The following is a 14477-nucleotide window of genomic DNA, read 5'->3' on the forward strand; positions in this document are numbered from 1 at the left end:
GAAGGTACATATCGTGTCTAAAGAAAAATTTGAACGTAATAAACCGCATGTAAACGTTGGTACTATTGGCCACGTTGACCACGGTAAAACAACTTTAACAGCGGCTATTACTAACGTATTGGCAAAAGTATACGGCGGTGAAGCAAAAGATTTCGCAGCAATCGATAACGCTCCAGAAGAGCGCGAGCGTGGTATTACAATCTCAACTTCACACGTTGAGTACGATACACCGACTCGTCACTATGCACACGTTGACTGTCCTGGACACGCCGACTATGTGAAAAACATGATTACCGGTGCTGCACAAATGGACGGCGCTATCTTAGTAGTTGCTTCTACCGATGGCCCAATGCCACAAACGCGTGAGCACATTCTGCTTTCTCGTCAGGTAGGTGTACCTTACATCATCGTATTCATGAACAAATGTGACATGGTAGATGATGAAGAGCTTCTAGAATTAGTAGAAATGGAAGTACGTGAACTTCTATCAGAATACGAATTCCCTGGTGATGACTTACCAGTGATTCAAGGTTCAGCTTTGAAAGCCCTAGAAGGCGAAGAAGCATGGGAAGCAAAAATCATTGAGCTTGCAGAAGCTTTAGATTCTTACATTCCAGAGCCAGAGCGTGACATCGACAAGCCATTCCTACTACCAATTGAAGATGTATTCTCAATTTCAGGTCGTGGTACCGTGGTAACCGGTCGTGTTGAGCGTGGTATCATCAAAGTTTCAGAAGAAATTGAAATTGTTGGTATCAAAGAAACCACCAAAACAACTTGTACTGGTGTTGAAATGTTCCGCAAATTGCTTGACGAAGGTCGTGCAGGTGAGAACTGTGGTATTTTGTTACGTGGTACCAAGCGTGATGACGTCCAACGTGGTCAAGTATTGGCGAAACCAGGTTCAATTACTCCACACACCAAGTTCGAAGCTGAAGTATACGTACTAAGCAAAGATGAAGGTGGTCGTCACACACCATTCTTCAAAGGTTACCGTCCACAGTTTTACTTCCGTACAACTGACGTAACTGGTGCGGTAGAGCTTCCAGAAGGCGTAGAAATGGTTATGCCTGGCGACAACTTGAAATTTGTTGTTGAGCTAATCTGCCCAATCGCGATGGACGAAGGTTTACGCTTCGCAATCCGTGAAGGTGGCCGTACAGTAGGTGCGGGTGTTGTAGCTAAAATCTTCGAATAAGAAGTTAGCACAAGCAAGAAAGGTCGCTTAGGCGGCCTTTTTTATTGCCTCAAGAAAAGTAAATAGCATCATCCTGCTTAGCAGGTCTTAGCAGGTCTTAGCAGGTCTTAGCAGGTCTTAGCAGGTCTTAGCAGGTCTTAGCAGGTCTTAGCAGGTCTTAGCAGGTCTTAGCAGGTCTTAGCAGGTCTTAGCAGGTCTTAGCAGGTCTTAGCAGTAGTCCATAAAAAAGCCAGTCATTGACTGGCTTTTTATTACGAGAGGTGGCTAGCCGGCATCAATAATGGCGATGGAACGAGAGCTCTCTACTCCCCCAGGGCTAGTTACAGTGACCGTCATCGTGCCTTCAGTGCGGTTGTTCGGACTACTTTCCTGTATCACGCTAAGGCCAATTAAATCACATAGCCGCACACCGTCAGGCACTGTGAAGGAGGTTTGTCCGGATAGTTCACCATTATTAGAGCCGATAGATACGGTGGTACCAGCTGGCATTTGGTTACCATTAAGATCTTGAACTGTAATCACTAAACCCTGAGATGAAACTGCGGTTAAATCAACACTGCTGACTGGACTGGTGTTAGTGGTATCAGAAATCAGAATGTTAGCGCCAGAGGTGGCCATAATGAGTACCACAGAATCGCGCACTTCGACCAAGTCACGGGTACATAAACCGTTAGTGTCCGAATCTACAATACAAGATAAGCCATTAAACAGTTCTACGATGGAACTAGCTGGTACCGTAGAGTCCTTGATACCAGTCGCGCTGTCGTACTCATTGTTTTCGTTGTAATCTCGGAATCGCTCCTCAACATTGACACTATCATGGTTAATGATGCCAGCTACATCGTAGCTACCATTTTCATTACTATCCACAAAGGCTTCACCAAGAGCGGTGAATGTTTCGCCAGTATCATATATGCGATTACCATTGACGTCAGAGTAGTACTCTTGGCCGACGGTTACCGCTAATACTGAGGCTCGCCCCACGCCATAGCGGTTGTTGCCTTGAGTGTTTACTAGGTCTCCAGGAATGTAACCAGGTGCATTACAGCTGCCTGCCGGAAGATCGTAGAGGTGACCTTTCGGGCGGGGGTTTTGGCTTGCCCAGCTAACCGAGCAGCTACTGTTGGTATCTTCGCCACTAGTTTTACAATTGCCTGAAATTTGGCCGCCATCGCTTTCAAATACGATGGTCGTATCATTAGGGATGGGATTGTTGTTTTCATCACTGACCCTCAGAGTTAGGGTGCTATTTACGCCATCGATCCCCCAAGCCTCTAAGGCTAAAGTGCTCGCCGATAACGACATACTTTGCTGTGAAGGCACGCCAGTATGAATCGCAAGCGCGTTGGAAGTGCTGGAGATGATGCTGCCAGTGTCGGGGTCACTAAAGCTTGCATTGACCACGACCGTTCCTGACATGTTTCCGCTCGTGACACGGGTCAGTACTTCACCAGATGCATTGGATTGAGCTATTAGCGGGCTGATTTTTACGCCGTGTAGTTTTGAATCGAGTGCAAAAGTGACCTCTTGACCAGATTTGGGCTTGCCTGTTGGATCGGTGACAACATAAACCAGCTCGGCGATGGTTTCACCCACCGATTCTTTCAAATAAATGGTTTGTGGCGTTGCTGACTGGAAGGTAATTCCGCTGGCTTTGGTTGTGGCAATATCGATAACATAGTTTTCAGGGTCAATCACGCTGATACTCGGCGTCACAGTAATCGTATCACTGCCGCTACAACCATCAGCCTGATAAATGGCAGTTGCAACGCCGTTTACAGTGGTCACTGAATCTGAAATCTTGGCAAGATCTTGGGCGCTGCAACTAGAAGCAAAGCCTATCGCCACAGGGGGTGTATATAGGTCACCTTGACTATCGGTAATTGTGGCACTAATACTAGCCGTTGCGTCAGAGCCCAAAGTTGCGCCATCAGTGAGGCTGGAACTTAGGGTCATCATTAGGTTGGCTTGACCTACTTGATAGTTGGCGCTAGTAGTGACGCCTAGTTCGCTATTGCTTGCGACTAAGCTATCTGCACCAGTTGTTTCCAATTGAGCGAACAAAGTAGCAATCCCCAAGCCACTCTGGTCCGTCAAGATCGTTTCTGCGCTCAGGTCTGCGTTGGTCGTTGATAATGAAATCAGTTCGTTACTTGCGGGAGCTCCGCCTGTATAGCTTAAGCGAGCGACTGCTGTAATGGGCGATTCGATAGAAAGGCTATTGGTTACGTTACATCCGGTGGGGATTTGATCTCGTGCTACACCATTGCAGTCGTACAGAGCAAGTTGAAGCTCATTTAAGCCGCCGGAACCACCAGAGTTGATTTGCACTTGGTAGTTCTCTGTGGCCGTAACAGTGGCGGTTTCTCCATTGCTCTGATAGCTATAAGTAGCGATAACTGAGTCTGCATTGGTGGCATCGGTACGTGCGCTCATTGTTGTATGACCGATGCCATTATCACCAATCAGAATGGTGGTTGCTTTAAGTTCAGCACTACTGGTACTCAGACTGACCAGTTCATTCGCGATAGCGCTCGCATTTGAGAGTGTGACTACAACGTAGGTATCAGTATCACTGGGAACGGTATTAGTTTTCACACACCCCTGCGGAATTAATGCAGTATTAATCCCATCCGCACAGGTATAAAGGGCAATACCGATTGAAGCGGTGGTGCTTGAGCTGGTCCCACCATCGCCACCACTGCTGCCCCCACCGCTGAGGTCGACACTGCCGTCTCCCCCACACGCGAATAGTATTGAACTAACGAAAATTAATAAGCTGTGTTTGAACCACACCATGGTTATTCCTCCGTGAACCGATACGACCTGTATTCGGAAATCCTGATAGTTTACTTATATATCATATCTAAGCGTTTCTTGGCATTACCGTGTTTGTGAATGCGAGCTTTATAGCAAAGTTTCTTAGATCGCGACTTAGCCTACACGAGTTACTCGCTTACAGTATGGTTGATTGAGACGAAGCAGCGTATTATTAGCTGTAATTAAAGGAGAATGCATGAACCTTCGTGATTTAGAGTATTTAGTGGCTTTACAAGAGCTGAAGCATTTTCGCAAAGCTGCGGAAAAATGTTTTGTCAGTCAGCCGACTTTGAGTGGTCAGGTTGCCAAGTTAGAAGAAGAGTTGGGCTTGTTGTTGATCGAGCGAACTTCTCGCAAGGTGATTTTTACGCATGCTGGCGATGAGTTGGCTGCTAAGGCCCGACAGATCCTGCTCGAGGTAAAGGGCCTTAAAGATATGGCGAAGAGCTTTCAGGCACCAATGGCTGGCCCCTTACATATGGGCTTAATTCCTACTTTGGCGCCGTATTTATTGCCGCAAATAGTGCCACATATTCGTTCTGAATTTACCGATATGGCCCTGTTTCTTTATGAGGAACAAACACATATCTTGTTGCAACGCTTAGAGGATGGTGATTTAGATTGCCTGTTGTTGGCTTATCTTCCTGAAATGGAACGTTTTGGTTCGATCGATTTATTTGATGAAGCGTTAGTGCTCGCCATGCCTTCTCAGCATAAGTGGCAGCATCAGGCTCACATTGAATTGACTGAATTAAGAGGCGAGCAATTGTTGATGCTGGAGGATGGCCATTGTTTGCGTGATCAGGCCATGGGTTACTGTTTTGCGGCTGGGGCGAAAGAAGATAACAGTTTTAAGGCGACCAGTCTTGAGACTCTAAGACATATGGTGGCTGCGGGCATGGGGATCACTTTATTGCCACAGCTGGCTATCCCTCTGGAAACTGAGCAAAATGGCATTTGTTATCGCCATTTTAGCGCTCCTGAGCCGAGCCGACGGATTAGCCTGTTATATCGTAATAACTCGGTACGTCGACCCTGCTTTAATCAATTAGCCGCCCTGATTAAGCGGCATACTCACTTTGATTAAAATAGTTCGTCTTCAGCATCAAAGACTGAACCACTGCTCGGTTTAACATACTCGCTAGGTTCAGTTCCTTTTTCAAAGTATTCGAATCGAGTCGTGTAATCGCTGGCGGTAGTTAACAAGCCGCTGGCGCGGTCTATCCGCACCGTACTTATATTTTTAGGGATTGACCAAGGTTGTTCAGGGATCCCTTCTAAGCCTACTTTCATGAAGTCAATCCAAGCGGGTTGCGCAGTTCTGGCTCCAAACTCTTTCCCTGTGACTTGATCTTTGCCTAAATTAGCATTGTATGAGGCTTCACCTAATTCGCGATTGAAATCGTCAAATCCTATCCAAGATGTGACCACTAAGCCGGGGCCGAAGCCCGAAAACCAAGCGTCTTTGGCATCATTGGTGGTACCTGTTTTACCGGCAATATCGTGTCGTTTTAGCTCTCTTGCTGCACGCCAACCTGTGCCATTCCAACCTGTTTTATGTGCCCAACTTCCTCCGCCCCAAATGACGCTATTCATCGCTTGTGAAACCAAAAAAGCATTTTGTGAACTAATAATTCGTGGCGCCAAGTCTTCTGTTTCAGCAAATGAAATCGCACATTGTTTTAGTGGATCGCCAGTTTGTTCAAGTAGCTCATCTAAGTCTGGCGCATGATTAATAATCTCATGGCAATCATCACAGGCGACTTTCGGTAACTGCTGGAAGATCACATGGCCTTCGCCATCTTCTATTCGGTCAATAAAATAAGGACTGACTAAATAGCCGCCATTGGCAAAAGAGCCGTAAGCACTCGCCACTTGCATCGGAGTTAATGACGCTGAGCCTAGAGAAAGTGATTCGTTGCGGGGGAGCTCATTCGCAGGAAAGCCAAATTTGGCTAAGTGCGAAATCATCGTATTGATGCCTAAGTCGCGCATTAAACGCACCGAAATAACATTTTTAGATTTTGCCAATCCCACTCTCAAACGGATCGGACCATCGTAAACTGGCGGTGAATTTTTGGGACGCCATGCGACGCCCATCGCCTGATCCCAGCGATTAATTGGGGCATCATTTTCTAAGCTCGCTAAGGTCATACCATGTTCAAATGCGGCGGAGTAGAGGAAAGGTTTAATATTGGAACCCACTTGCCGGCTGGCTTGAGTCACGCGGTTAAATTTACTCTGATTAAAGCTAAAACCGCCAACCAGTGCTTCTATTGCACCATCCAGCGGAGAAATCGCAATCAGTGCTGCGCCAGCATCTGGAAGTTGTGATAGTTGATAATGAGTCAACTCTGATTTTTGGGCTTCGCTGTTGTTTGGCGCAGTTGAATCACTACTTGAGTCTGGACCCGTTTCAGCGCTTACTTGGTTGAGGGCGACAACCCAAATAATATCTCCAGCAGTGAGCACTTCAGTGGCTGTTTTAGGCGCCGGCCCTTGCCGGGTATCACTAATAAAACGGCGAGCCCACTGCATATTATCCCAGTCGATCACCCCCACTTCCCCTTGTTTGGTCACGATGGTCGCTTGCTGTTCGGTGACCGATATCACCGCTGCAGCGACAAGTTCTCCATAGTTAGGAAAGTTGGCTAATTGTTCACTGATTTGTTGAGGCTCCAAGGCGGGCTGTCCGGGTTTCCATAGCTGGTCTATTGCTCCGCGATACCCATGTCGTTGGTCATAATTTAATAGGTTTTTGCGCAATGCTGAGGTGGCCGCATTTTGCCGTTTAGCTGTAATGGTGGTGTATACATCCATGCCGGATATGTAGGCGTCTTCACCAAATTGTTCAAGGATCTGCTGGCGGACCATTTCTGCAAGATAGGGAGCCGGTAACGTAATTTCTGCACCATGGTAGGATGCAGTAATTGGGGCTTGATTGGCTTCATCGAAGCGAGCCTGGTCAATATAACCGGTCTCTAGCATTCTTCCTAAGACGACTCTTCGGCGATCACGAGCGCGTTCTGGTGAACGAATTGGATTGAGTGCAGAAGGGGCTTTCGGCAGCCCTGCAATGATCGCGATTTGGGCGAGAGTTAATTGGTCTACCGTTTTGCCGTAATAGACTTGCGCAGCGGCTCCAACGCCGAAGGAACGGTAGCCTAAAGAAATCTTATTAAGATATAGCGATAAAATTTCATCTTTTGATAGCTGTTGCTCAATCTTAAGGGCTAAGAAAATTTCTTTAATTTTTCGAATATAGGTTTTTTCACGACTTAAAAAGAAATTTCGGGCAACTTGCTGGGTGATGGTACTTGCTCCTTGGCTTTTCTCGCCAGTTGCAAGTAGATTAACCGCTGCTCGGGTGATACCGATCGGGTCAATGCCTGGGTGAGAATAAAAACGCGCGTCTTCGGTGGCAAGGAAGGCATGAATCATCTCATCAGGGATATCTTCAATGGCTAAGGGGATCCTTCTTTTTTCTCCAAATTGCGAGATTAACTCGCCGTCGGCACTGAATACTCGCATCGGCGTTTGCAGCTGGATGTCGCGCAGAGTGCTTACGTCTGGTAACTGCGGCGCGACATAAAAATACAGTGCGGTGACTGCGACTAAGCCGAGGCTAGAACCTAAGAAAATTAAAAATAACAGTCTTTTAAGCCATTTCATTACTAAAGTTGTACTCTGTATCGAAAGAACCGTCGATTATATCGTCAAATTGTGACCTGTTTCGACAACTTTCTTAAGATCTATTAGCGTATAGATCAATTACTAGTTATTCTTTATCTACAGGTAACTGTTTAATTTAAAAAGATAGTTGGCGGGTCATGATACTAGGGATAGGTAAAAAGACATCGGCTGCGTTGTTAGGGATAGATTTCGGCTCTGCTACCATCAAAGGTCTGCTACTCTCAAAATCTGCTCAGGGGTTTAAAGTAGAGGCGGTTGCGGAGGTCGTTACACCAACTGGCGCACTGGTCGATAATCAAGTCGTTTCTCCAGAAGAGATTACGGCGTCTTTACGCGAATTAAAAAGAAAATTTCCTTCCCGTAATCGTCAAGTGGCGACTGCTGTCGCAGGTAGTCACGTGATTACCAAAATCATATACATGGACAATAGTTTGTCCGATTTGGAGCTAGAGACTCAAGTTGAGCTTGAGGCCGAAAACTCAATCCCCTTTCCTATTGATGAGATCAGCCTTGATTTTGAAGTCCTCGGTAGTAACGAAAGTGATGCGAATCGTAACAATGTATTATTAAGTGCGGCACGTACCGAAGCGGTTAGCATTCGCGCCGAAGTATTGGCAAATGCTGATTTCGAAGCCAAAATTGTTGATGTTGAGTCGCATGCCTTAGGCCGAGCTTGGCATTATTTATTGCATCATCAAGAAGATGAATTTGACGATAGCAAAATCATTGGCTTGGTCGATATAGGTGAATCCACGCTCAATTTTGCTATCCTCAATAAAGGTGAAGTGGTTTACAACCGCGCCCAAAACTTTGGCGGTGCCCAATATACACAGCAAATCGCTAGTTTTTACAGCTTAAGCCTGGAAGAGGCGAAAGAGATGAAAATTAGTGGCCGTCTACCCGAGAACTATGAAATTGATGTTTTCGCTCAGTTTGTTAGCGGGGTCATTCAAAACGTTCGTCGGCAAGTGTCGCTATTTTTGAGTTCTAGCGGATATAAGTCTTTGGATGCGCTTGGCGTGAGCGGCGGTAGTGCTTTGTCTGACGAATTAGTCTTACAGATGCAGAATGATTTAGAACTGCCAGTTATCAAGGCTGAGCCTTTCAATCATTGCCAGTTTGATCGTTCTGTTGATCCCGACGGATTACGCCGCGATGGAGGGAAGTATATGGTGGCTTTGGGTCTTGCTTTGAGGGGTTTTGATAATGTCTAACATTAACTTGCTTCCATGGCGGGAAGAGCTCAAGGCAAAACAAAGGCGTGATTTTTGGCTGAGTTTGGGGGTCGCCGCTGGCCTTACCTTATTCGCTTCATTTGGGGTGCAAAACTATTATACGAGTCTGCAAAATAAGCAACTTGCGCGTAATCAGTATTTAGAAACTGAAATAGCGGTCCTCGACCAGCAAATTGGTGAAATACGTAAAATAAAAGAGCAGAAAAAAAGCTTAAATGAACGAATCAGCTTGATTCAGAAGTTGCAAGAAAGTCGTAATGTTCCAACCAAAATATTCAACATCCTACCATTGATTTCGCCAGCCGGAGTTTATCTGGATAGCTTAACTTTTCAAAATTCCTTGATTAGCCTCGATGGGAAGAGCGAAGCCAACTATCGAGTCGCGAGTTTAATGCGCAATATTGAGCAAAAAACTTGGTTAGGTAGCCCCAAGATTAGTTCCATCGTCGCTTTATCGAACAAACAAGCGGATATGGAGCTGAGTAAGTTTCAACTTGAATTCGTCGTTAAGTTGGGTCTGCCAAGTGAAAAAGTCGGAGCTAAGTAATGGATTTACAACAGCTTAATGAATTAGATTTAGAAAGCATCGGCACTTGGCCTCGGCCTGCAAAAATAATATTCATTGGTCTCATTTGTGGCTTGATTGCGGCAGGATTTTATTACGTTCAAGTATCAGATGAACAAACCAAGTTGGCTCAATTTGAAGCACAAGAACAAGAGTTACGTAGCAAATTCGAAATTAAAGCTGCTTTAGCAAGTAACTTGCCTGCTTATCAGGCGCAAATACAGCAGATGCGAGATGCCTTTTCCTCTTTGCTCAAACAGCTGCCCGAAAAACATGAGATCCCAGGTTTGCTAGACGAGTTGAGTTTTATCGGTATCGATAATGGCTTAGAGTTTCACCGTATTAACTGGGAGCCAGAAGTTGAACGTGAGTTTTCAACTGAGTTACCGATAAAATTAGAAGTGAGTGGAACTTACCATCAGTTAGGTGGTTTTGTGAGTGCCGTTGCCGCTTTACCGCGAATTGTGATTCTCGATGATATTTCGCTGAAAAAACAAAAAGACGGCGCAGTTTTAACGATGGCGATGTTAGCGAAGACCTACCGTTATAAAGAGAAAATAGAGCCTAAGGATAAGTAATGAGAGCAATCATATTAGGGCTAAGCTTGCTTACATTATTTGCTTGTGGGGGCTCCAAAGATGATTTACAGCAATATGTCATGCAAGTGAAAGCGCGTAAGGTTTCGGTGAAACAAGATGTGCCAGAAATTAAGCCTTTTGAGCATCTTGCTTACCAGGCCGATAACCTAAGAAACCCTTTTACGAGCCCTGTTCCTGAAGCGGAAGCGATTGCTCTAGCCTCTGAAAAGGAATGCTCTTTAGCACCGAATTTTGACCGTGAGAAACAACCACTCGAACAGTATTCTTTGGCGAGTCTAACGATGCGCGGGATCATGGGGGATGGTGCAAACCTATGGGCCTTAATTGATGTTCCTAGTGGTGAATTGTATCGAGTGAGAGAAGGTAATTTTCTAGGCTTGCATAACGGTATTATCATTAAAGTTAGTCAGCTCGGTTTAGATATTAAAGAAGTCGTTTCTGATGGTGAAGGCTGTTGGAATGAGCGAAATACTCAGCTTTTGCTTTCGAAAGTGGAACAATAGGATAAATGGCATGAAGGGAAGAATGCTGCAAGGTATCTGCAACAGTAGCTTAATATTCGCGGGGCTTTTCTGTTATGCAGCTCAAGCTTGGGCTAACGCCCAGTTAATTCAGCTGAATACCAACCCGATGATTAAAGGCGCGGTAGAAATTGAATTACTATTTGATGCGCCTATCGAGCAGGTAAATGATCACCTCGAATACTCTCCTAATCAGTTAGTGATTGACGTTGCAAATGCCAGCTCCGCACTGAAGGTTAATCCTTTGATTATTGGCCGAGGTGGGGTGAAACAAGTACAAAGCTTACAGACAGAGTCTGGTTTACAACTCGTTTTGGCCTTGGAAAGCTTAGTTCCATATCAAGTACAACAAGACTCTAAACGGCTGCTGATTAAGTTAGGTGCGCTGCCTACTACTGCCACCGCAAGCAATTCTAAGTCTACAACGGTTAACAATGCTTTTGAAACAGCCAGTCGTGTTGAGCATGCTACGATCAATCATATTGAAGGCATCGATTTTCGGCGGGGCAAAGGTGGAACCGGCCAGCTGATGATTGATCTGAATAATCGCTCTATCGCTGCCGATATTAAACGACGCGATAATAGTTTGATTGTCGATTTTTATAATACCGATATTGCCGACGAAAATGTTTATGTGATGGATGTGAATGACTTCGCAACCCCAGTCGATAATGTTGAAGTCTTTAAAGATGAGGCGAAGGTGCGTTTAGTCGTGACGATTAACGGGGCTTTTGATTATCGTTATGATCAATCAGGAGAACTGTTTCTGGTTGAAGTTAAACCTTTGCAAGCGGAAGAAGTCGCGAAAGCTGCGTATCAGGGCAAGCCCATTTCTCTAAATTTTCAAGATATTCCAGTACGTACCGTGCTGCAATTAATTGCTGATTTTAATCAATTAAATCTAGTCACAACGGATTCCGTGGTTGGTAATATCACCTTGCGTATGGATGATGTTCCCTGGGAGCAAGCTCTCGATATAATTTTGAAAGTAAAAGGTTTGGATAAACGCCTTGATAATAATGTGTTGTTAATTGCGCCTGCGGCAGAGTTGGCTGAGCAGGAACGACAACAATTAGAAAGCGCTAAGCAAGTTGCCGATTTAGCCCCTCTGTATTCAGAATATATCCAAGTGAATTACGCGAAGGCTTCTGACTTATCGGCCTTGCTTAAAAATGAGCAGGCGTCGATGTTATCCGAGCATGGTTCGGTGAGTGTGGACGAGCGAACCAATACCTTGTTGGTAAAAGATACCGAAGACTCGCTAAGCGATATTAAGGCGATGATTAAGAAATTGGATGTCGCGGTTCAACAAGTTGTGATTGAAGCGCGCATGGTTACGGTACTTGATAGTGTCAGTGAAGAGCTCGGTGTACGCTGGGGGGTGACTAATTCGGGGTCAGTCGGTGGTAGCACTGGGATTACAAGCGGAAGCTTAGAAGGTGTTGATAGCGTCGTCTCTGGCGACATTCCAGCCTTGGACGATCGCCTAAATGTTAACCTTCCGGTCACTGATGCCGCAGGCTCGATTGCTTTTCAAGTGGCTAAGCTCGCGAATGGACAAATTCTCGATCTAGAATTGTCTGCCTTGGAGCAAGAGAATAAAGGCGAAGTGATCGCCAGCCCAAGAATTACTACCGCCAATCAAAAGGCGGCCTACATTGAGCAAGGTCGAGAGATTCCTTACGTAGAAAGCTCGTCTAGCGGGGCAACGGCGGTGACCTTTAAAAAGGCGGTGCTAAGTCTTAAGGTGACTCCGCAGATTACCCCAGATGGGAATGTTATTTTGGACTTAGTCATTACCCAAGATTCCGAAGGTGAAGCCGTTGCTACCTCTACCGGGACAGCGATTGCCATCAATAAACAGGAGATTGGAACTCAGGTCTTGGTGAAAAACGGCGAAACGATAGTCTTGGGGGGGATCTTTCAGCAGCAAACAACTGACTATGTGAAAAAAGTTCCGATATTGGGCGATATTCCGGGTTTAGGTGTATTGTTTAGAACCACGACTCAAAGCGTAGAAAAAAATGAATTATTGATTTTTGTTACCCCAAGGATCCTGGTTGATAGTCTCTAGGAAAATCAGAGTATCGGGTTTAATCTGAGTCAATCGTGGTTGAAGGTGATTTTGCGGTTGCCAAAGTCCCCTTCATGCTGAGATAATCGCGCCCTGATCTTTTTACTAAGGTTGGTACATTAGGTGCCCGCATTGCGGGGAGAAAATAGACAAAGATAAATTTGAAGAAGCATGGCTGAGAAACGAAATATCTTCCTTATAGGACCGATGGGTGCTGGGAAAAGCACCATTGGTCGTCATTTAGCACAGCAATTACATTTGCAGTTTTACGATACAGATCAAGAGATTGAACGCCGTACTGGCGCGGATATCGCTTGGGTATTTGACGTAGAAGGCGAAGCTGGTTTTAGAGTCCGAGAAGAAGGGGTTATTGATGATCTGACCCAACTTCAAGGCATCGTATTGGCCACCGGAGGTGGTTCAGTCATTAGTAAAGAAAACCGTAATCATCTTTCTGCTCGCGGCATAGTGGTTTATCTAGAAACTACCATTGATAAGCAGTTTGCTAGAACACAACGCGATAAACGTCGTCCTTTATTACAAAGTGATGAGCCAAGAGAGGTCTTGGAAAATCTAGCTGAAGAACGTAATCCGATGTATGCAGACGTAGCTGACTATACGGTTAAAACAGATGATCAAAGTGCCAAAGCAGTGGCTAACCAAATTATTGAACTTTTAGGATTCTAAGCTAATCATGGAATGTTTAACAGTTGCTCTCGGTGAGCGTAGTTATCCCATCACTATCGGGCAAGGACTAATTAGTCAGCCCGATTTTTTTACTTCTGCTATTGCTAGTAAAAAAGTAATGGTTGTTACAAATACTACGGTCGCGGAACTCTATTTAGAGCCTCTGTTGAAGGGTTTGAGTGCTTTTCAAGTGGATGTAGTTAGTTTGCCCGATGGCGAGCAGTACAAAAACTTGCAGACACTTGATCTTATTTTTTCTGGATTATTGGAAAAACAACATAGCCGTGATACCACCATTGTTGCCTTAGGCGGCGGCGTGATTGGGGACATGGCTGGATTTGCTGCCGCTTGTTATCAACGGGCGGTTCCTTTCGTACAGGTACCAACCACTTTATTATCGCAAGTTGACTCATCGGTTGGTGGTAAAACCGCAGTGAATCACCCTCTCGGTAAAAATATGATCGGTGCTTTCTACCAACCAAAGGCGGTACTGATCGATATTGATTGTTTAGCGACCTTGGATAAACGTGAGTTATCAGCGGGCATGGCCGAAGTAATCAAGTATGGCATTATTTATGATGCTGACTTTTTCACTTGGTTGGAGAATAATCTTGATCCGTTGATGCAATTAGATGCAGTATTAATGACTCAAGCAATTGCTCGTTGTTGCGAAATTAAAGCCGAAGTTGTGGCTAAAGATGAAACCGAGCAGGGGATTAGAGCTTTGTTAAATCTAGGTCATACCTATGGTCATGCGATCGAAGCAGAGCAAGGTTATGGCGTTTGGCTACATGGCGAAGCAGTTGGGGCGGGAATGGTGATGGCTGCCGAAACCGCTGAGTTAGTTGGAATGCTCTCTCAACAGCAAGTACAACAGATCCGAACTTTGATTAAACGTGCCCAGTTACCGATTGCTCCACCGGCAGATATGGGGGTTGCGCAATTCCTACCTCACATGTTGCGCGATAAAAAAGTACTAAATGGGAAACTTCGTTTAGTATTACCGAATGCTATCGGTTCAGCAGAAGTTGTTGATACGATTACTGAAAATAATATAGAAACAGTTATTCATCGATTTCAATAAG

Annotated in this window: 11 protein-coding genes; 9 read left to right on the forward strand and 2 right to left on the reverse strand. The window is 45.2% G+C overall.

Annotated features, from left to right (window positions below; translation table 11 throughout):
- Positions 1-13 precede the first annotated feature (13 nt).
- Positions 14-1198: an elongation factor Tu gene (gene tuf, locus ACRRSY_RS02540; protein WP_432454751.1), complete on the forward strand. Its 1185-nt coding sequence runs from the start codon at positions 14-16 to the stop codon at positions 1196-1198.
- 264 nt (positions 1199-1462) lie between these two features.
- Here the strand turns inward: tuf and ACRRSY_RS02545 are convergent, their stop codons facing one another.
- Positions 1463-3997 (reverse strand): hypothetical protein, encoded by a 2535-nt coding sequence (locus ACRRSY_RS02545; RefSeq protein WP_432464295.1) that lies wholly within the window; start codon positions 3995-3997, stop codon positions 1463-1465.
- Positions 3998-4214: 217 nt separating this feature from the next.
- On the opposite strand from ACRRSY_RS02545, the gene oxyR reads away from it, so the two are divergent.
- Positions 4215-5105 carry a DNA-binding transcriptional regulator OxyR gene (oxyR, locus tag ACRRSY_RS02550; RefSeq protein WP_432454734.1) on the forward strand — a complete coding sequence of 297 codons (891 nt, stop codon included), beginning with the start codon at positions 4215-4217 and terminating at the stop codon, positions 5103-5105.
- Here oxyR and ACRRSY_RS02555 read toward each other — a convergent pair.
- A complete protein-coding gene (locus ACRRSY_RS02555; protein ID WP_432454733.1) occupies positions 5102-7690 on the reverse strand; it encodes a penicillin-binding protein 1A in 2589 nt (862 codons plus the stop codon). The genes oxyR and ACRRSY_RS02555 overlap by 4 nt on opposite strands.
- A 158-nt stretch (positions 7691-7848) precedes the next feature.
- Between ACRRSY_RS02555 and pilM the strand changes: the two genes are divergently transcribed.
- The 7 genes from pilM to aroB all read left to right on the forward strand — a co-directional run bounded on the left by pilM (position 7849) and on the right by aroB (position 14476).
- A complete protein-coding gene (gene pilM, locus ACRRSY_RS02560; RefSeq protein ID WP_432454732.1) occupies positions 7849-8925 on the forward strand; it encodes a type IV pilus assembly protein PilM in 1077 nt (358 codons plus the stop codon).
- Positions 8918-9493, forward strand: coding sequence for a PilN domain-containing protein (locus tag ACRRSY_RS02565; protein ID WP_432454731.1), 576 nt, complete (start codon positions 8918-8920; stop codon positions 9491-9493). Before pilM ends, ACRRSY_RS02565 begins: the two co-directional genes overlap by 8 nt.
- Positions 9493-10089 (forward strand): type 4a pilus biogenesis protein PilO, encoded by a 597-nt coding sequence (locus tag ACRRSY_RS02570; protein WP_432454730.1) that lies wholly within the window; start codon positions 9493-9495, stop codon positions 10087-10089. Before ACRRSY_RS02565 ends, ACRRSY_RS02570 begins: the two co-directional genes overlap by 1 nt.
- Positions 10089-10613: a pilus assembly protein PilP gene (locus ACRRSY_RS02575; protein WP_432454729.1), complete on the forward strand. Its 525-nt coding sequence runs from the start codon at positions 10089-10091 to the stop codon at positions 10611-10613. Before ACRRSY_RS02570 ends, ACRRSY_RS02575 begins: the two co-directional genes overlap by 1 nt.
- 10 nt (positions 10614-10623) lie before the next feature.
- Positions 10624-12705 (forward strand): type IV pilus secretin PilQ, encoded by a 2082-nt coding sequence (gene pilQ / locus ACRRSY_RS02580; RefSeq protein ID WP_432460780.1) that lies wholly within the window; start codon positions 10624-10626, stop codon positions 12703-12705.
- Between the two features lie 171 nt (positions 12706-12876).
- A complete protein-coding gene (gene aroK, locus ACRRSY_RS02585) occupies positions 12877-13392 on the forward strand; it encodes a shikimate kinase AroK (protein WP_432454727.1) in 516 nt (171 codons plus the stop codon).
- A 7-nt stretch (positions 13393-13399) separates the two neighbouring features.
- Complete coding sequence (aroB, locus tag ACRRSY_RS02590; protein WP_432454726.1) at positions 13400-14476, forward strand: 3-dehydroquinate synthase; 1077 nt, start codon at positions 13400-13402, stop codon at positions 14474-14476.
- The last annotated feature ends 1 nt before the right edge of the window (position 14477 follow it).

It is taken from the genome of Agarivorans sp. QJM3NY_33, assembly GCF_050870865.2.
Lineage (GTDB): Bacteria > Pseudomonadota > Gammaproteobacteria > Enterobacterales > Celerinatantimonadaceae > Agarivorans.